At 58.8% G+C, this 17,765-nt stretch carries 12 protein-coding genes; 9 read left to right on the plus strand and 3 right to left on the minus strand.

What is annotated here, in order from left to right:
• Positions 1 to 30 precede the first annotated feature (30 nt).
• The 6 genes from IPK32_17975 to IPK32_18000 all read left to right on the plus strand — a co-directional run bounded on the left by IPK32_17975 (position 31) and on the right by IPK32_18000 (position 6,837).
• Complete coding sequence (locus IPK32_17975) at positions 31 to 594, plus strand: hypothetical protein (GenBank protein ID MBK8093805.1); 564 nt, start codon at positions 31 to 33, stop codon at positions 592 to 594.
• Between the two features lie 20 nt (positions 595 to 614).
• Positions 615 to 1,307 carry an HAD family hydrolase gene (locus IPK32_17980; GenBank protein MBK8093806.1) on the plus strand — a complete coding sequence of 231 codons (693 nt, stop codon included), beginning with the start codon at positions 615 to 617 and terminating at the stop codon, positions 1,305 to 1,307.
• An 87-nt stretch (positions 1,308 to 1,394) separates the two neighbouring features.
• On the plus strand, positions 1,395 to 3,692 hold the full coding sequence (locus IPK32_17985; GenBank protein ID MBK8093807.1) for a hypothetical protein: 2,298 nt from the start codon (positions 1,395 to 1,397) through the stop codon (positions 3,690 to 3,692).
• A 144-nt stretch (positions 3,693 to 3,836) separates the two neighbouring features.
• A complete protein-coding gene (locus IPK32_17990; GenBank protein MBK8093808.1) occupies positions 3,837 to 5,864 on the plus strand; it encodes an FAD-dependent oxidoreductase in 2,028 nt (675 codons plus the stop codon).
• 58 nt (positions 5,865 to 5,922) lie between these two features.
• Positions 5,923 to 6,159, plus strand: a complete 237-nt coding sequence (locus IPK32_17995; protein ID MBK8093809.1) for a DUF4262 domain-containing protein — start codon at positions 5,923 to 5,925, stop codon at positions 6,157 to 6,159.
• Positions 6,160 to 6,171: 12 nt separating this feature from the next.
• The gene (locus tag IPK32_18000; GenBank protein MBK8093810.1) at positions 6,172 to 6,837 is read left to right on the plus strand and encodes an SMI1/KNR4 family protein; all 666 of its coding nucleotides are present in this window, start codon (positions 6,172 to 6,174) and stop codon (positions 6,835 to 6,837) included.
• Positions 6,838 to 8,561: 1,724 nt separating this feature from the next.
• On the opposite strand, the gene ppk1 is transcribed toward IPK32_18000, so the two are convergent.
• On the minus strand, positions 8,562 to 10,694 hold the full coding sequence (gene ppk1, locus IPK32_18005; GenBank protein MBK8093811.1) for a polyphosphate kinase 1: 2,133 nt from the start codon (positions 10,692 to 10,694) through the stop codon (positions 8,562 to 8,564).
• A gap of 161 nt (positions 10,695 to 10,855) precedes the next feature.
• Here ppk1 and IPK32_18010 point away from each other — a divergent pair, with 161 nt between their 5' ends.
• Genes IPK32_18010 through IPK32_18020 form a run of 3 tightly spaced genes read left to right on the plus strand, consistent with a single transcriptional unit; the run spans position 10,856 to position 15,668 of the window.
• Positions 10,856 to 12,562, plus strand: coding sequence for an SUMF1/EgtB/PvdO family nonheme iron enzyme (locus tag IPK32_18010; GenBank protein MBK8093812.1), 1,707 nt, complete (start codon positions 10,856 to 10,858; stop codon positions 12,560 to 12,562).
• Between the two features lie 40 nt (positions 12,563 to 12,602).
• The gene (locus IPK32_18015) at positions 12,603 to 14,399 is read left to right on the plus strand and encodes a hypothetical protein (GenBank protein MBK8093813.1); all 1,797 of its coding nucleotides are present in this window, start codon (positions 12,603 to 12,605) and stop codon (positions 14,397 to 14,399) included.
• A 27-nt stretch (positions 14,400 to 14,426) separates the two neighbouring features.
• On the plus strand, positions 14,427 to 15,668 hold the full coding sequence (locus IPK32_18020) for a thymidine phosphorylase (protein MBK8093814.1): 1,242 nt from the start codon (positions 14,427 to 14,429) through the stop codon (positions 15,666 to 15,668).
• 9 nt (positions 15,669 to 15,677) lie between these two features.
• On the opposite strand, the gene hflC is transcribed toward IPK32_18020, so the two are convergent.
• Both hflC and hflK read right to left on the minus strand, forming a co-directional pair.
• Complete coding sequence (gene hflC / locus IPK32_18025) at positions 15,678 to 16,721, minus strand: protease modulator HflC (GenBank protein MBK8093815.1); 1,044 nt, start codon at positions 16,719 to 16,721, stop codon at positions 15,678 to 15,680.
• 14 nt (positions 16,722 to 16,735) lie between these two features.
• Positions 16,736 to 17,710 carry an FtsH protease activity modulator HflK gene (gene hflK, locus IPK32_18030; GenBank protein ID MBK8093816.1) on the minus strand — a complete coding sequence of 325 codons (975 nt, stop codon included), beginning with the start codon at positions 17,708 to 17,710 and terminating at the stop codon, positions 16,736 to 16,738.
• Positions 17,711 to 17,765 lie beyond the last annotated feature (55 nt).

Raw genomic sequence — 17,765 nt, forward strand, 5'->3', positions numbered from 1 at the left:
CGAAGAAAAGCGCTCCAAACCCACACACTCGTGAACTCCCAACCCCAACCCAAAAAAATGGAAACCTGGATCATCTATGCGCTCCTCACTGTACTCTCCTGGGGCGTCTATGGCGTCATCTTACACAAAGGCCGTGGCTACATGCCGATGGGGCCTGAGACACCGCACGCTGGCCTGAAGGCCTTTCTCTTTGTCTGCATCGCCTATGCGATCATCGGCATCGTCGCGGCGGTGTTGCTGAAGCTGCGCGGCTCAAACTGGAGCTTCACCTCCAGCGGCATCAATTGGAGCTTCATCGCTGGTGTGACGGGTGCCCTGGGTGCCTTCACACTCGTGCTCGCGCTGGGAGCAGCGGCACAGTTTTACAAAGGCGCCGCAGCAGCAGCCGTGATGCCGATCGTCTTCGCGGGTGCCCCCATCATCAATACCATCACCGCCATGCTCATTCACCCGCCAGAGGGCTCCATTCCAAAGCCCTTCTTCCTCGGCTGCATCATGGCTGCGGTAGGTGCCTTCCTCGTCGCGAAGTATGCTCCATCGAATACGGGCGGCGCTGCTCCAAAGGCAGCCACAGCAGCCGCAAAACCTCACTGAAGGCCTGACGGATCGCCCCAATGCCCAAATTACTCCTCTTCGACATCGACGGAACGCTCATCGACAGCCACGGCGCAGGTGGAGCGGCCATTTTAGATGCTGCGGAGGCTTATTTTGGAGTCTCGCGTGAAGATCTGCCGCCGCTGCAGCTCGCAGGTGCCACGGACCCCGCCATCGCGATGGATGTCTTTGGCCACCTGGGTCGTGAGCACACGGGGGAGGCCATTTCGGCGTTTCTGGGCCATTATCTCGAAAATCTGCACCGCAGGCTGCATGCGCCCGATTTCAGTGGCTGCATGCTTCCAGGGGTGAAAGTGCTGCTCGATGCCCTAGGCGAAGAAAAAAGTGCTCACCTCGGATTACTCACTGGAAACGTTCGCCGCGGAGCAGAGATCAAACTGGGCCGCCACGGCATTTTTGACCGTTTTGTCGATGGTGCCTTTGGATGTGACCACCATGATCGGAACCAGCTCGGCCCCATCGGACGCCGGCGCATGCAGGCCGCGACAGGGGTGGAATACGATCTGAAGGACATCATCGTCATCGGCGACACACCGAAGGACATCCGCTGTGCGGCGGCATTCGGGGCCAAATGCCTCGCTGTGGCCACTGGGCAATACAGCGCGGCAGAGCTGCGTGTGCATGCTCCCTGGCGCTGCGTCGATTCCTTGGCGGAGGTGCCGGACATGATCGAGTTGCTCGTTCACTCATAAAAAATGTGTTCTCGGCGAAGCAACGCTGCCTTCTGCCACGTTCACCTTGCCCCTTTCACTCTAAAACTCTCGCTCAACTGCTCCTGAATGCCTTCTGTCACTGAGACCACACTCCGATTCACCGGCGGTTATCCGCCTTTGCCTGTGATCGCGGTGGCGCTGCTGCTCACGGTGCTGATGTGGTGGCTCTACCGGCGTGAGACCCGGCATTCTGCTGCCGCACTGAGCTGGCTGCCTGCCGCATTGCGCTCGGCGGCGGTGTTTATCCTCGTGCTGGCGCTTGCAGGGCCCGTTTTGCGCCATGTCACCACGCTACGGCAGCTCGGGCGTGTCGTCGTGGCAGTGGACAGCTCCGCCAGCATGCAGCTCACCGATAGTACGGAGGAAAAAGCGGCGGCATCATCTCCTACACGCTTTCAGCGGATCGAGACTTTGCTTTTGAAGGGCACCACGCCGCTGCTCAAAAAACTGGCGGAGACACAGGATGTCGAACTCTTCGCACTGCGGGGAAATCACACTCAGCGCCTGTGGTGGCATCGTCAGGGCGGGAAGGATGCCTCTGGTGAGCTGCCAGGGGCCTTTGAACTCGGTGCTACGGCACCTGTGACGGATCTGGATCAGACGCTCCGCGCCGCACTCGGCCCTGCGACTGCTGGCACCGCACTCGTTTTACTCAGTGATGGCCAGCACAATGCCGCGAGCGGCTCGCCGGAGGAGCTAGGAGCTGCGCTCAAGCAGGATGGCACCGCGCTTTTTACCATCGGTTACGGCACAGAGGTACCACCGCCAGATCTCTCCGTGCTCGAAGTCGCCGCACCGGAGTCCGTCTTTAGCAAAGAGAACTTCCAGGGCCGCATCACCATCCAGGATAGCATGCCGCAGGGTACGCCTGCCGTCGTGCGTATCGAGAGTCAGAAAAAAGTGCTCTGGCAGAAGGATTTTACCGCCGAGGGCAAAGGTGAGCGGGTGTTCGACTTCGTCTTCCCCGTGGCCCAGCTCCCACCGCCTGAGCCCGGTCAGCGTGATCTGACTCTGCGTAGCGTCCAAATACAGGTAGCAGCCTCAGGCAATGCTGCGGCGCTGGAAAAAACCCGCGTGAACAACAGCCGCGAGCTCAGCATCCATCTCCTAGAGAAGAAGCGCAAAGTCCTCATCCTCGATGGGCGTCCACGCTGGGAGACACGCTACATCCATAGCCACTTCGACCGTGATGAGCGCTGGCAGGCCACTCTCATCCTCGATGACATGCGGCAGGATGCCGCGCAGGGGGCCCTCCAGACCACCTTCCCGAAAACGCGAGATGAACTCCTCGCCTATGACCTCATCATCCTGGGTGATGTGGCCCCGGCTCGATTCCAGAGTGAGCACCTCGACTGGATCGTCGAATTCGTCGAAAAACGCGGTGGCGGCCTCATTCTCATCGACGGACGACGTGGAGGCTTGCGTGACTGGGCAAAAGGCAAAACCGCCGATCTCATTCCGGTGAAATTCCTCTCGTCCACCACACCCGCGACGCCAGCCCCATTGAGCATTGAAGCCGAGGGCCGCCGCTTCGATGCGCTGCGCCTCAGTGATAGCCCCAGTGCCAATGTTTCCCTATGGCCCACGCTACCGAAGGTGAACTGGCATGCCTGGATCGAGCCACAGGCGGCTGCGGTCTCGCTCGTCCGTGCAGATCGGCCCGTCGTCGTTTTCCGCCAGACGGGAGCTGGCGCAGTGCTTTATCTCGGCACCGATGAGCTCTGGCGCTGGCGCTTTCAGGTGGCGGATCTTTATCATCAGCGCTTCTGGATGCAGCTCGGAGCCTGGATCGCTGCGCCGCCCTTTCAGATCGAGGACAAAACGATCGCTATCGGCACAGATCATCTCCGCTACATGCCAGGAGAAGCCGCCGAGATCCGCGTGCGTGTGCATGACGCCGCTGGCGGTATCCTCGCAGATGCGCAGCCGCGTGCCTACCTCCTGCATGATGGTGTGGAGGTGGCCACACTCCAGCTCGAGGCTGACCCCACGCACGCTGGCATCTACCGCGCACTCACCCCACCGCTGAAAGCAGGCACTTATGAAATCGCCGTCTCAGAAAGCCCCTCCACACCGCGTGGCAGCTCGCGTCTGAGTCTGCACGTCTCAGATAGCGGCAATCCAGAATGGGCCACGCTCACCATGAATCGCCCGCTGCTAGAAACGATGGCGCAAAACAGCGGTGGCCGCTTCCTGCGTGAGGAGCAAGCCGCAACGGATCTACCTAGCCTGCTGCAAAACCTAGATCGCAAGCAAGTCATCACCAAAGAGACGATCCTGTGGAGTAGCTGGTGGTGGTTCGGCGCAGCGATCCTGCTCCTCACCGTCGAGTGGCTGCTGCGCAAGCGCTTGAAACTGGTGTGATCTTTGTGAGTTCGCTTTTGTCTCACACGAAAACCCCCAGACAGAAAGAGACCAAGCGCTCACGCATCAAAACTCTGCCATCAAGTTCAAGACTGCAAACTGCTGGTCTCCCACATTCAAGCGAATAACCCCTACCCAAAGTTCATGCCTCTCCGCGCCGTCTTTTCGCTCCTTGTTGCCCTCACACTCACCGTGCAGGCCGCTAGCACGCAATTCACCGAGGAGGATCTCGCGGCGTTGGCGGAGAAGGGCGTGATCGAGTCGCCGGACTACTGGCGTGAGAACGCCACCGAGACGGGAAAGTGCGATGGAGAGCATGTGGCGAGCTTGTTGGTGAAGATCGCCCGGCTCACGATGCCGGTGAAGACGCTCGATGAGGCGCTGGAGGTGCTCACGCGGCAGCGAGTGCTCAGCTCGCCGGACTATTGGAAGAAGACGGCCATTCCCGGTGGCGTGTGTGTCGGCAAAAACGTCGCCATCGTGCTCAGTCGGGGCGCGGCGCAGTTGCCGATTGATCCGCCGCAGTCGGTGAATGCCACGCCGTTGGAGGCGACGGACTTCAATGATCTGCGCGAGAGCTACGATGTCGTCATCGCGGGTGCGGGCACGGGCGGTGTCGGCGCGGCGGTGCAGGCGGCGCGACTCGGGGCCAGCGTGCTGCTGCTGGAGGAAACAGAGTGGATCGGCGGTCAGGCGATGGCCGCAGGCGTGACCTCAATGGACGAGGGCCGCACGCTCGTGCGCGAGCGTGGCCTGTATCGCGAGCTTTGCGGCCTCATCGCCGCGCATTACCGGCCACTCGGCGTGAACCATCTCACCGCCTACTGGCACGGCCACGTCGGCGTCGAGCCACGCGTGGGGCGTCGCTTGCTCCACGTCATGCTCGGCGATGCGAAAGGCCGTGGCGTGCTCGATCTCGCCCTGTTGGCCCGCGTTTCCAAAGTCACAAAGGAAGGCAACACCGTCACCGGCGTCGAAATCACACACGCAGGCCGCTCGCGCCGCATCGTCAGTAAAGTGCTCGTCGATGCCACCGAGTGGGGCGATGTCATCCCGCTCACCGGCGCTCGGTATCGCGTGGGCAATTGCCTCAATGACGCCATCGACCCGAAACGCCACGTGCAGTCCAACACCTGGACCGCCGTGGTGAAGCAGTATCCGCAGGGCGTGCCCGCTGAGCTGTTCCTGCGCGAAAAACCGCCCGGCTACACCGACAAGGCGCAGGTCGCGTTTTCGAAATCGCTCGTCGCCGGTGAGAAGATCGATCTAAAGGCCAAACCGTGGAACTGGGCCACCTTCATCGGCTATCGCGGCATGCCGGACAGCGCCCGTCCGGCCGACAACAGCGTCATCACGCGCACGCATCTGAACTACAACAACGACGTGCACTCCACCATCGCCGAGATCGAGGCCCCCGACGCACGTCTCGCCATGAATCGCGTCATGCAATTGAAGACGCTGCAACTGCTCTACTACATCCAGAACGTGATCGGGAAGACCGACTGGTCCGTGGCGAATGACGAAGGCTACGATACGCCCTCGCACATCGCCGCCGTCGATGCATGGATCAAAGAGCAGCCGGAGCTCGCTCCCTTCCGCCCGGTGCTCGTGCATTTCTCCATCATCCCCTACACCCGCGAGAGCCGCCGCATCATCGGCCTGCACACGCTGCGCCCCGTGGAGATCGAGCGCACGAAGGCGAAGCCGGTGCAGTTCCGCCACACCGTCGCGCTCGGCGACTACGCCATCGACCTGCACGGCTCCATGCGAAAGGAATGGCTCGAAACCGACCTCGATCTCGAAAGCGACATCCCGCACAAGTTTGGCGAACGCGGCCTCGGCCCCTTCGCCATCCCGTTTGAGTCCCTCATCCCCGAAACCATCGACGGCTTCCTACCCGCCGAGAAAAACTTCAGCCAAAGCCGCATGGTGAACGGCGCCACCCGCCTGCAACCCCACACCCTGAACATCGGCCAGGCCGTCGGCGTCATCGCCGCGCTCGCCGCGAAAGAAAACCTCGCCCCGCGTGCCGTCGATCCCGTGAAAGTCCAACGCCTCCTCCTCGAAGCCGGCGACACCCTCACCATCGACTCCGTGAAAGCCCGCCACGGCACGGAAGCTTGGCGTGAGCTTCAGATGGAGGTGCTGAGGAATGGCGGGGACGTGAAGTGAGGCTGTGGCGTGTTTGGAATGGAGGTTGACCGCGATTCACCTCACGACTTGTTGAAGCATGTCCAGCTATCCGACTTTGATCCCCTCATTCTCCTTCAGGGAGCCTGAAGACGATGGTGACGCAAAATTGCTCTCGGATGTCCGCGAGCACGGGTGGCATGTTGTGGGCGTTCCAGATGACGAAGAAGGCCCGGGATTTGCTTTCACGGTCGGCGTCTATCTTCGTACACTCCAGCCGGAGATTTTGATCATGGGATTGCCGATGGAGGTTTATAGTTCACAGAATACCCCATAAACTGACTGCATTATGACAGCCGCTCAACGACTCAAACAAGCCTTGCTGGAGACAAGAACCTATTCAACCGATTCATACAATCCTGATAGGCTTCAATATTTAATGCAGGAGTATCAGCGAGTATACGGTGGTGACTGGAGCCAAGGATGCAAAGTGATTGAAAAGGGAAATGCAGAGGGGCGGCCAACCATTTATCAAACCAGCCACTGGGCTGTTTTGGGTGGTGAGGGACTGGCGAAGGTCGAAGCCCACTTTGGCGTTCAATTGCCGGATAGTGCCCATGCATTCTACACGGAGATTCGCGAGTGTGTGCTTTCGCTTAGTGAGGTTATTATGGTTCTCACGCCAGAGCAGATCATCGCACATGAGGATGAGCATCGAGCCATCTACAAAGACATCGGTCTCGATTTGCCAGTGACCATCATCCGTTTCGCTTCATTTCCGGGGCAGCCCTTGGATTACGCATTTAGAAAAAGCTGCACAGATGGCCTGTGGCGCATCACTTTGATCGCAAGCGCGGAAGATGAACCTGAATCTGATCATTCGATAGAAGCCGATGGCTTGGAAACGGACGAAAACATAGATGCGTGGATGGAGCGACTATTGCGTACGGACGCCTATCCATTGCGACCGGGCCATGAAGAATGGGAGAAGCGTTATGCCACGCGAATCAATTAAGGGCACTGAACCAGCCCTTGATCGACAAGGTTTTGCAGTGGCGAAAACGAACTTCGCTGAAGTTGCCCTCCACACACCCACCACCTTCTCAATCAGACCTCAAAACTGCTGCCTAACTTCGGTATCCGGGGTGAACGGGCCCGTCCAATTCTCCTGTCGATACTGTCTTCCAGACTTCGTGATTCGATTTGGGTCTTTGCCTCGAAGAAGTCGTCTCAAGCCGTGAAACACCGCAAGAGATGGGATAACCGCAGAGATGAACTTTCTGGCTGACTTTCTCTACGGTTATCCATCCTCTCGCGGTGCTTTTTTCTGGCGTTCGACGGAGTCACACTGTCTAAGGAGAAGCGTTCGGCATGTTCAGTGAACGGGCCTGATCCATTCCTTCGTGATTCGATCCGGATAAGTGATAAGTTGATAAGTAGCCAGGTACAAAATTGCATATGGTATTGCCGCTGATAACCTTGCCCAATAGCCTGCATTGCTTACCTCCAATATCTGCGGTGAACCTTTGCCATTGCTTCACCATCACCGAAATGGACATCCATTCGCCATTCGACCTGAAATGGCATGCTATTGGGCCTGAAGGGGGCAGTGAGTCGGGTCGGAGTGAGGGCTCTTGCAGCTCACCCATCGCGATCTTCCGACCGCTTTGGGCGGCATTTAAGCCCGCAGGACGGGCAAAACCGCCGGTTTTCCGCGAAGAAAGACCCCGGAGGGGCCTCTGATCGAGCTCAAACAGCCCATTGGGCAGGCTCACATTCCCCGGGGTTTGACCTCGAACCGACAGCACCTTCAGCCCTCATTGGCCTCACTTGGAGCCCACAGGGCGCGATTTTCTGCCCGTTTCGTCCATTCTTTGACCTAACACTGACCATTCTTGCGGCGAAAGAATGGACCATGTCAGGCAACAGAAGCCATTCTTTCGCCGGATGAATGCATTAAGCGGGGTGAAGGAATGCATTCTGTGAGGTCAATGAATGCATTCTACCGCCAGAAGAATGCATTCCTAGAGCTCAAACAATCCATTCTTTGAGCCAACAGAAGGGTATCTGTTGGCTAACAGAACGCGTTTTCCTTCCGGAAGAATGAGAGCCATGTGGGATCAAGGAATGGTCACTGTAAGCCGACATGCCGGGCACAGTGAGCTGCAACGCCCCCTGATGCAGGGTCTAGGAACGGGTGCACTGAGCCACAACGCTCTGCGATGCGGGCTTAAAGAACCCAGGCTTTGATCCGCATCCCCGCATCGTTCGAGGCGCCATAGCGGGCTCTCAGCTCAAACACCGGGCACCTTGAGCCGCATGGATCGTCTGTTTGAGCTCAGGAAACGTGGTCAGGGTGGAGCGGGGTGCCAAAATCTGGCCAACTCACGTCGGCGTCGTTCCTGCCACTCGCGGTGGTTCCATTCGGCCCCCGAAAGACGCCCCTCAAGCGATCCAGGTCGAGCCCCGCTGCCCGGCCGCTGGGGAGCCTCGGCGGAACCGACTCTCGTTCGCGACCCTGCTTGCCCCCGAGTTCGAGCCGGGTCGCCCAAGCCGTGAAGCACCGCAAGATGGGATAACCGCAGAGATGACCTTTCTGGCTGGCTTTCTCTGCGGTTATCCAAACTCTCGCGGTGCTTCCTTCTGGTGTTTGGCGGAGTCACCGAATCCACGGAGCCTATGAACTATAGCCAATCAAAAAGCACCGCGCGAATAGGAGCCTCTTTTTGAGGGACTGGTCTATTTGGGTGTGTGCGGGACGAGAAGGTCCGGCGAGGCGGTTTGACGTGCGCGGCGGGCAGCTTCTTTGGTGAAGACTTCCTGTGATCGGAGGACTTTGGAGGCTGGGGTGGCTGGGATGACCCAGGTGCCATCGGCATGCAGGATGCGGCCACGAGCAGTGTCGCTAAAATGGGTCTCTAGGATGTGGGTGAGGCGTTTGCGGGCTTCTTTGTCTTCCACGGGTACGAGGAGCTCGACGCGGCGTGAGAGATTCCGGTTCATGAAATCGGCGCTGGCGATGAAGACGGCATTTTTTCCGCCTTGGCGGAACCAAAAGATGCGGGCGTGCTCTAGGTAGCGGTCGATGATGCTGATGACGCTGATGTTTTCACTGATGCCTTTGATGCCTGGGCGCAGGCAGCAGATGCCCCGTACATTGAGCCGCACGCGGACACCCGCGCGGGCGGCCTCGTAGAGTGCCTCGATCATCTGGCGGTCTTCGAGGGAGTTCATTTTGAGCATGATCTCCGCCGTTTCGCCCTGGCGGGCGCGATCTGTCTCACTGTGGATGAGGCCGAGGAGTCGCTCACGTAGGCCGAAGGGGGCCATGGAGATTTTTTCGAAGTGTACGAAGCGTGAGCGACCGGTGACGGTGTTGAAGAAGCTGGAGGCGTCTGAGCCGTAGTTGGCACGGCAGGTGAGGAGGCTGATGTCGGTGTAGAGGCGTGAGGTGGCCTCATTGTAGTTCCCGGTGCCGAAATGCATGTAGCGAGTGAGGCGGCCGCTCTCGCGGCGCATCACGAGGCAGATTTTGGCGTGGGTTTTGAGTCCGACGACGCCATAAATGATCTGAGCACCCGCATTGATGAGATCGCCCGCACGTTCGAGATTTCGGGCTTCGTCAAAGCGGGCTTTCAGCTCGACGAGGACCGTCACATGCTTGCCCGCCTGGGCGGCGCGGATGAGTGCTGAGATGATGCGGCTATTTTTCGCCGTGCGGTAGAGGATCTGCTTGATGGCGATGACGCTGGGATCTTCTGCGGCCTCTTCGATGAGGGCGAGTACGGGGTCAAAGCTCTCGTAGGGATGATGGAGGAGGATGTCGCCGCGTTTGATGGCATCGAAGATGCTCTCGCCGGGCTGAATGGCGGCGCTGGGGCGTGGCTCCCAGGGGGCGACATTGAGCTCATCATGATCGGGGAGTGAGGCGATCTGGAAGTAGCTGCGGAGGTCGAGCTCGCCGGGGACTTCATAGACTTGGGCGCTGCGTGCGCCGCAGAGGTCGCGGATGGTGCGGACGAGGCCGCGCGGGGCTCCGTGCTCGATTTCGATGCGGATGGTGGCGCCGGATTGGCGCTTTTCGAGGATGGCCTCCATTTCGCTGGCGAGGTCAAAGGCACTCTCATCTTCGAGCGTGATGTCCGAATTCCGGCTGACACGGAAGCGGGCGACGGCGCTGACTTTTTCTGAGGGGAAAAAGTCGGCGATGAACATGGAGACAATGTCTTCGACGTTCATGTAGTGATAGCCACCTACCTCTGGGTCTGGCACGGGGATGTGCCGTGGGATGACGGAGGGCGGCGGGAGTGTGATGAGGGCATTGCGCCGCTGGGTCTGGCCATTTTCGCCGCTCTGCACGGTGCATAGGAGGGCGATCTGGAGTGCGGGGACACTGACCTTCGGTAGCGTCTCACTGAGAGCGATGGGGGAGAGCACTGGATAGAGATGCTCAGAAAAGTAGTCGTGCAGGAAGGTGCGCTGACCACTGGTGAGGTCTGCTACGGCGAGTCTGCGGATGCCTTTTTCATGCAGGAGCGGGAGCAGGGTGCCATTGAGCAGCTCGTATTGCCGCGTCATGAAGGCTCCGGCCTGCTGCTGGATAAGATTCCAGAGCTGGGCAGGGGAGTGGCCAGCGGGGTCTTTGACTCGCTTGCTCTGCTCACGCAGGAGCTGGAGGCTGCCGACGCGGACCATGAAAAACTCGTCCTGGTTCGAGGCGGTGATGGCGAGGAATTTCACACGCTCGAGTACGGGCTGATCGGCCCTCGCGGCTTCGTCGAGCACGCGGGTATTGAACTCGAGCCAACTGAGCTCGCGATTGATGAAGTGTTCTTCGGTGAATACAGGCGTCGTAGGGGCAGGGGCGACCATCTGTGCAACATTGCGGCGGCAGGCGGAGCCCGCAAGTGACGGTTCCAAATGCCGTGAGGTGCCGATTCCGGGGGAGATGGTCGATTCGATAGGCCTTAGGACGAAAATTTTGCTGAAGGGAAGGGGATCATCCATTAATAAAGCACACCATGCTTCCGCATTTGCCCCGACTCTCTACCTTTTTAAGGACTGTCATCCTGTTCCTGTGTGCTGATGCACTGCTCCATGCGCAGGAGCCGAGCGCGAACGCGCCTGCCGGGATCGATCCGCTGAGAAGACAGCATGGTTGCACACTGGGTTTGCGCTTTGTGGCGGTGCCGGGCACGACGGTGCTCTTTTCCACCTATGAGACGCGGGTGAGAGACTGGAATAAGTTCCTCACGGCGAAAAAGTATCCGTGGAGCTTCCAGGCACATTTTAAGCAGGATGAGAACCACCCTATCGTGGGGGTGAATCTCCAGGATGTGATCACCTTCTGCAATTGGCTCACAGAAAAGGAGCGTGATGAGGGGCTGATCACGAGTGCGATGGTCTATCGCCTCCCCACGCCAGATGAGTGGGACGCGGCAGCCGGACTGGCAGTCGCACGTAAAGGAGCGGTCAAGCGGACGGCTGAGGATCAGCTTCTAGATCGACAAACGTATGCCTGGGGGCTCACATGGCCGCCACCGCCCAAGGCGGCAAACTACGCTGAGGGCGAGATCGAGGGTTACTCAGATGGCTTTCCTTTTACGGCACCGGTGGGGCAGTTCACACCGTCGCAGGAGGGGATTTTCGACTTGGCGGGCAATGTCTGGGAGTGGACTGATCAGCCCGAGGTGAAGAGTGTGCCTACCGGCACGCTGCGTGGGGGTTCCTGGGCTTATTTCCGCCGTGAGTGCCTGGTCACATCCTATCGCTACGTGGTGCCGGCGGATCTGCGCATGCCAACGATCGGTTTTCGCCTCGTTTTTGATGATAAGAGCTTCACGGCGAAATTCCTCGCGGCACGAGATAAATCCAATCAGGAAAGCCTGGACGAGCGAATCCAGCAGATGCGCTCCAAAACTGGCGCGGACGACGATGCGGTGAAGGCCCTGCGGGAAAAAATGGCAGGGGATGATGTGAGTACTTTGCCGGATGTATCGAAGCTCACCGCCGCCACAGCAGGGAATAACTACCTGAACCAATTGGGGCTACGCTTTGTGCCATTGGAGTCTGGCAGTACACGCCTCATCTGCACCACGGAAACACGCGTGCGTGATTACGAAGCATGGTTAAAGGCCAATGGCGGATCATGGAGCAAAAAACCGCCATTCCTGCTCGGTGATGTGCATCCGGCAGCGGGTGTGAGCTGGGATGATGCCCAGGCCTTCTGTCAGTGGCTCACCACCAAGGAGCGCCAGTCCGTCCTCATCCCTGAAAAAGCTGTTTATCGACTGCCGACCGATGTGGAGTGGAGTCTTGCTGCGGGCTTGAAGGATGAAAAAGGTAGCGATCCTGCGCAGCGTCACCTGGGCAATAAAGACCACTTCCCCTGGCCCACCAAGAGTCCGCAGGAGTGGTCTCCGCCGACGCTGAGTGTGAATCTCGATGGCAGTCCTGGGCGCATCGCAAACTTCATGGATAACTCCCCTTACACCTCCGCAGTGGATAAGACTCCTGCGAACTTACTAGGACTCCACGAGGTCGGAGGAAACGTCTCCGAGTGGTGCCAGGATACTTGGCCTGGAGAGCCTGATTCCCGCGTGATCCGTGGTGGAAGCTGGCTGCAATTCGCCCGCGAACGCCTGCTCACTTCCGCCCGAGATAAAGCGGCGAAGAATGCCACTCGTGCTGATCTTGGTTTCCGGCTCATGCTCGATCTCGACGGTACGGTGAAGCCCTAAAGCCCACGCTTTTTATCTAAACCCTCCAACCCACGACCCCATGCCAACCCCGATCGGCCTCCCACCGCGAGAGTCCGTCTCCGCCGAGGAATATCAAAAGGCGACCTCCACCAACTGGCTGCTGTGGGGTTTTGCCATCCTGGCGGTCATCATGGTGCTGTGGTGGCTGTTTTTCGATAGCGCGGTGCTCTCGATCAAAGGCTGGCTCGGTCGTCGGCACCTGGATGAGATGCGCCTCTTCCTCAAAGCCGAGGATTACAGCAATGCGGCACGCACGCTCAATGACGCCACCCGCTGGGCACCCAATGATCCTGAAGTGCTCCGTGCCGCCATAGAGTTTGTCGAAAAAACCGGTGGTGAGCCGCGCCTCATGATCCGCTTTCTCACAAAGCTCGATGAGGATGGGCATATCATCGACGATGAACTCTCGAAGCTAGGACGCATGCATGTGCTCCTACCCGATTTAAAGGAGGCGCGGACCATTCTCGACCGCTTTCAGGGGGATAAAGAACGCCAACGTCCCGCCTTAGAGTTGCTCTCTGCGATTCAAAAGGCTGAGGGGCTCCACGCTCGCTCCTTTCTCACTCAGCGCCAGGCCTTGCTCTCAGATCCAGACGATCCAGACAGCGTCCTCAAGCTCGCCTTATTGGATGCCTCCAGCGGTGATCCATCCCTCAGTGGTCCTGGGCGCGAGATACTATGGCCTATCGCCCACAAAGGCGGGGAGCAGGCACTGCCCGCAGTGGAGCATCTCGCCTCCCACCAGCGTCTCACAGCAGAGGAGTCGCTCGATCTCATGGTCCTCGCAGACTCCCTGCCGGATCAAGACAGCGTCAAGACGCAGACCCTGCGCTTCGAGGTGATCAGCGCCGTTTTACGACTCCACCCCCATCAGCGCCAAGATCTTATCAATGAAGAGCTGCGCCGCTGGAATGGCCGCGCCCCTGCTATCTTGCCGCCCCTCATCCAGTGGCTCAATGCAGAGAAGGAGTATGAGCGAGTGCTGCGCCTCATTTCCGCCAAGACCGCCTCCACATACTCCAGCCTACTTCCGCATTACATCATGGCCCTGCGCGGTGAGCGTAAATGGATCGAGTTAAAAGTGCTCGTCGGGAGCCGCATTGATCCTTCCTTTTCACGTGCCCAGCTCCGACTCTGGCTCGCAGAGGCAGAGAGCCATCTCAGCAGCGATCCCACTACTGCACGCCATCACATCACCACCGTTTTTGATGAGTCTGGTCGCGGAGAGCAGCTCCAAGTCGCCGTCAAAGCTGGCGAATTGGCGGAGCATCTCGGTTACTACGACATCGCACGTCAGTGCTATGAAGGAGCAGCCGCACGGCACCTCAATGCCGCCGTGCCAATGCAGTCAAAAGTCTATGACATGGCCGCCAAGGAGCTCAATGGAGCCGCCATGCTCCGTGCCAGTGAACGCCTGCGTGAGCTGCGTCAGACCGACATCGTCTTTCTAGATCGCATGAACTATCTGCGCCTCCTGCTCGGCTCAGATCTAGAGCTGGCACTCCAGACGCTCGATAATGCTCAGAACATCCCCGCGCATCACATCACAGAGGATCGACGCATCGCCCTCTCGCTGTTGCGGGCCCTGGCTGCCTTCCGCACGGGCCACAATGATGAGATCAAAGGCCATCTCGATCAGGTGCGGCAGATGGATACCTTCCCGCCTGGTCCACGTGCCGTCTATGCGGGCCTCCTAGACATCATCGGACGCCACAGCGAAGCCTATGCGATCGCAGAGAATATCCATGCGAGCATCCTCTTGCCAGAGGAGCAGCGCTTTTTCATGCGAGCACGCTTTTCACAGCCCAAAACATGATCTGGCATACTCGCCGCCGATTTGCCCATGCACATCCCCACCCTCATCGAGCGCAAGCGTGACGGACACACTCTCGGAGATGACGAGATCGCCCAGCTCATCGCTGCCTACACCACGGGTGACATCCCAGACTACCAGATGTCCGCCTTTGCCATGGCGGTCTATTTTCGCGGCATGACGGCGCAGGAGACTGCCGCGCTCACCCGTGCCATGCTACAAAGCGGTAGCCAGCTCACCTGGCCCAGTGATGCGCCATCTCGCGTGGATAAGCATTCCACCGGCGGCATCGGTGACAAGACCTCCCTCATCATCGCGCCGCTCCTCGCCTGTGATGGCCTCTGGGTGCCGATGATCTCGGGGCGGGGCCTCGGTATCACGGGAGGCACGCTGGATAAGCTCGATTCCATCCCAGGCTTTCGCACACGCATCAGTGAAGATGAGATCCACCGCTGCATCCGCCAGACTGGCTGCGCACTCGCAGGACAGACTGACTCACTCTGTCCTGCGGATAAGAAGCTCTACTCCCTGCGAGACGTCACGGCCACCGTCCCCAGCATTCCACTCATTACGGCCTCCATTCTCGGAAAAAAACTCGCTGAGGGGCTGAATCGCCTCGTTCTCGATGTCAAATACGGTAGTGGTGCCTTCATGCAAAGTGAGGCAGATGCACGTGCGCTCGCTCAGAGCATGCAGGACACGGCGGCACATCTGGGACTAGGGACAACTGTGCAGCTCCACGCCATGAATGAGCCTACTGGCCACGCTGCGGGCAATGCGCTCGAAGTCATCGAGGCCGTCGAATGCCTCCAGGGGCGCGGTCCCGCTGATCTGGAGGAAATCTGCATCGAGCTGGCTGCTGCTGTGTCCAACTCCACTCGTGAGCAGCTTCAAAAGCGGCTCCATGACGGCTCTGCCTGGGAGAAATTCCAACACATCGTCGCGGCCCAAGGTGGGAATCCCGCCGATCTCGAAAATCTCCATCAGATCCACCGCGCACCGGTGATTCGTGAACTCAAAGCTCCGCGTGCAGGCCGACTCACTCGCATGGATGCACGTCAGGTCGGGCTCGCTGTGCTGTATTTGGGCGCAGGTCGCTCCAAGGCTGCTGATCAGGTCGATTTTGCGGTGGGTTGTGACTGCATCGCTAAAACAGGCACCCAGGTGTCCACCGGAGACATTCTAGCCCGTATTCATGCCCGCAATGAATCTGCGGCATCTGCCGCTGCTACGACGCTGATGGCCGGGATCGAGCTAGACGGGGATTGTTGAGCAAAAAGCTCACTTCACCTCCAATAGCGTCGGTAGCTTATGCAGCGGATCACTCAGGGAAGAGGGCAATGCTGGAGCCGGTGACTGCGGATCGGCGGATTTCAGGAAACGAAAGAGATCGCTGTCGGTAGTGAAAATCATCTGTGTATCGGTGGTGATGAGCTTTTTGTAGGCATCCATGGTTTTGAGGAACTCAAAGAGCTGCACCGCGTCTGGGCTGGCATTGTAGGCTTTGGCGTAGATTTCGGTGGCTTTGGCATCGGCGGCACCTTCGATCTCCTGCACCTTCCGATAAGCCTCGGACTCGATACCGGCGAGATCACGCTCACGTTCACCCAGGATTTCGGCGGCTTGGCCGGCTCCTTCACTGCGGTGCATTTCAGCGATTTTTTGGCGCTCTGTGATCATCCGCTGGTGGATGGAGGTGCTGACGCTGTCGTCGTAGTCGATGCGCTTGAAGCGCACATCGAGCAGCTTCACGCCGTATTCCCGCACTTTGGTCTCGGCGCTTTTAAAAATCTCCTCCTCCAGCATCACGCGGCCTTTATTAATGGGCGGGAGACCCTGCACAGGGGCGTCTTTCGTGTGTGTGGACATGATGGCACTCATCGCCAGAGCCTCTGGGGAGACGGTGCGGTCTTTGGTCGTGCGGACGGCTTCGATAAAGTCGTGTTTGGCGATGATGTTGCGTGTTTCACTGCCCAGGATGTCATTGAGTCGGCTGAGGGCGCTACGCTCATCCCGCACCTTTTTGAAGTAGGCGGTGACGTCGTCGATCTGCCAGCGGCCGAAAGTGTCCACCATGATGAAGACCTTGTCCTTGGTAGGCATTTTCGCGGCGGGGCCGTCCCACTCCATGACGCGTTTTTCAAAGCGGTTCACGGTTTGGATAAAGGGCGTCTTCCAGTGCAGTCCAGCCTCTGTGACGGGCTCGCCTACGGGCATGCCGAACTGGGTGATGATGACCTGCTCGGTCATATCGACGGTGTAGAGCCCAGAACCGAGCAGTAGGGCGAGCGCAAGAATGGCGATGAGTGTGAGAGTGGCTTTCATGGGCTGGAGGGCGCTTACTTGGCTTGTTTGAGGTTCATCATCGGCAGAAACTGCGGAGCCTTGTCATCGAGGATGACCTTGCCAGACACTCCAGGGAGGATTTCGCTCATGGTTTCGAGGTAGATACGCTTTTTCGTGACTTCGGGTGCTTTTTTGAATTCGGTGAGCAGTGCGGTGAAGCGTGAGGCATCACCTTCAGCCTCATTGAGGCGCTTGGTGGCATATCCTTCTGCGGCGCTCATTTTTTGCTTCGCTTCGCCTCGGGCACGCGGGACGGCGCGGAAGTATTCAGCCTTCGCTTGGTTGATGGTGGACTCTTTTTCCTGCTGGGCCTTGTTCACATCGCTGAAGCTCATTTCCACGCTGCGGGGTGGATTGACGTTGCCGAGCTGGATTTGGTCGATGCGGATGCCGATGTTCAGAGTCTTCACGAGGAAGCGCAGGCGCTCGGCAGCTTTGATTTCCATCTCCTGACGGCCCACAGTGAGCACCTCATCCACGCTGCGGTCGCCTACGACCTCGCGCATGACGGACTGGGAGAGATCCCGCAGAGTCTGCAAAGGGTCACGGAAGGTGAAAAGGTAGGCTTTCGGCTCTTCGATGGTGTATTGCACCACCCACTCGACGAGAGCTGTGTTGAGATCGCCCGTGACCATGGTCTTTTCTGCCTCCTGTTCATGAGCACCTTCAGAGTATTGATAAGGATTGGTGGCACCCACAGTGGCGAAGCCGAATTCCAGCTTCTGCTGCCGATCCACCTCAAGAATGGTAATGGTGTCCACACCCCAAGGGAGCTTGAAGTGCAGTCCGGGCTTGGTGGTGTCCAGATAGGCCCCGAAGCGCTGCACCACGGCCACGGAATTCATCGGCACGGTGTAAAAGCTCGAAAACAGACCGATGAGCAAGACAAGGACGACCAAGCCGGTCAGGATCAGCTTGGCATTGATGCGAATCTGAGGAGGCGAGGGGAGAAAACGTGGATCAGCCATGCGCAGAGGCTAGGTGGTGAAGACCTCGCTGGCAATTTCCGAGCCCAACTGTTTT

The organism is Verrucomicrobiaceae bacterium, from assembly GCA_016713035.1.
Taxonomy (GTDB): domain Bacteria; phylum Verrucomicrobiota; class Verrucomicrobiia; order Verrucomicrobiales; family Verrucomicrobiaceae; genus Prosthecobacter.

Coding starts and splice junctions, on each gene's coding strand:
- IPK32_17980 (MBK8093806.1), top strand. CDS start 615: ATGCCCAAATTACTCCTCTTCGACATCGACGGAACGCTCATCGACAGC.
- IPK32_17985 (MBK8093807.1), top strand. CDS start 1,395: ATGCCTTCTGTCACTGAGACCACACTCCGATTCACCGGCGGTTATCCG.
- IPK32_17990 (MBK8093808.1), top strand. CDS start 3,837: ATGCCTCTCCGCGCCGTCTTTTCGCTCCTTGTTGCCCTCACACTCACC.
- IPK32_17995 (MBK8093809.1), top strand. CDS start 5,923: ATGTCCAGCTATCCGACTTTGATCCCCTCATTCTCCTTCAGGGAGCCT.
- IPK32_18000 (MBK8093810.1), top strand. CDS start 6,172: ATGACAGCCGCTCAACGACTCAAACAAGCCTTGCTGGAGACAAGAACC.
- ppk1 (MBK8093811.1), bottom strand. CDS start 10,694: ATGGTCGCCCCTGCCCCTACGACGCCTGTATTCACCGAAGAACACTTC.
- IPK32_18015 (MBK8093813.1), top strand. CDS start 12,603: ATGCCAACCCCGATCGGCCTCCCACCGCGAGAGTCCGTCTCCGCCGAG.
- IPK32_18020 (MBK8093814.1), top strand. CDS start 14,427: ATGCACATCCCCACCCTCATCGAGCGCAAGCGTGACGGACACACTCTC.
- hflC (MBK8093815.1), bottom strand. CDS start 16,721: ATGAAAGCCACTCTCACACTCATCGCCATTCTTGCGCTCGCCCTACTG.
- hflK (MBK8093816.1), bottom strand. CDS start 17,710: ATGGCTGATCCACGTTTTCTCCCCTCGCCTCCTCAGATTCGCATCAAT.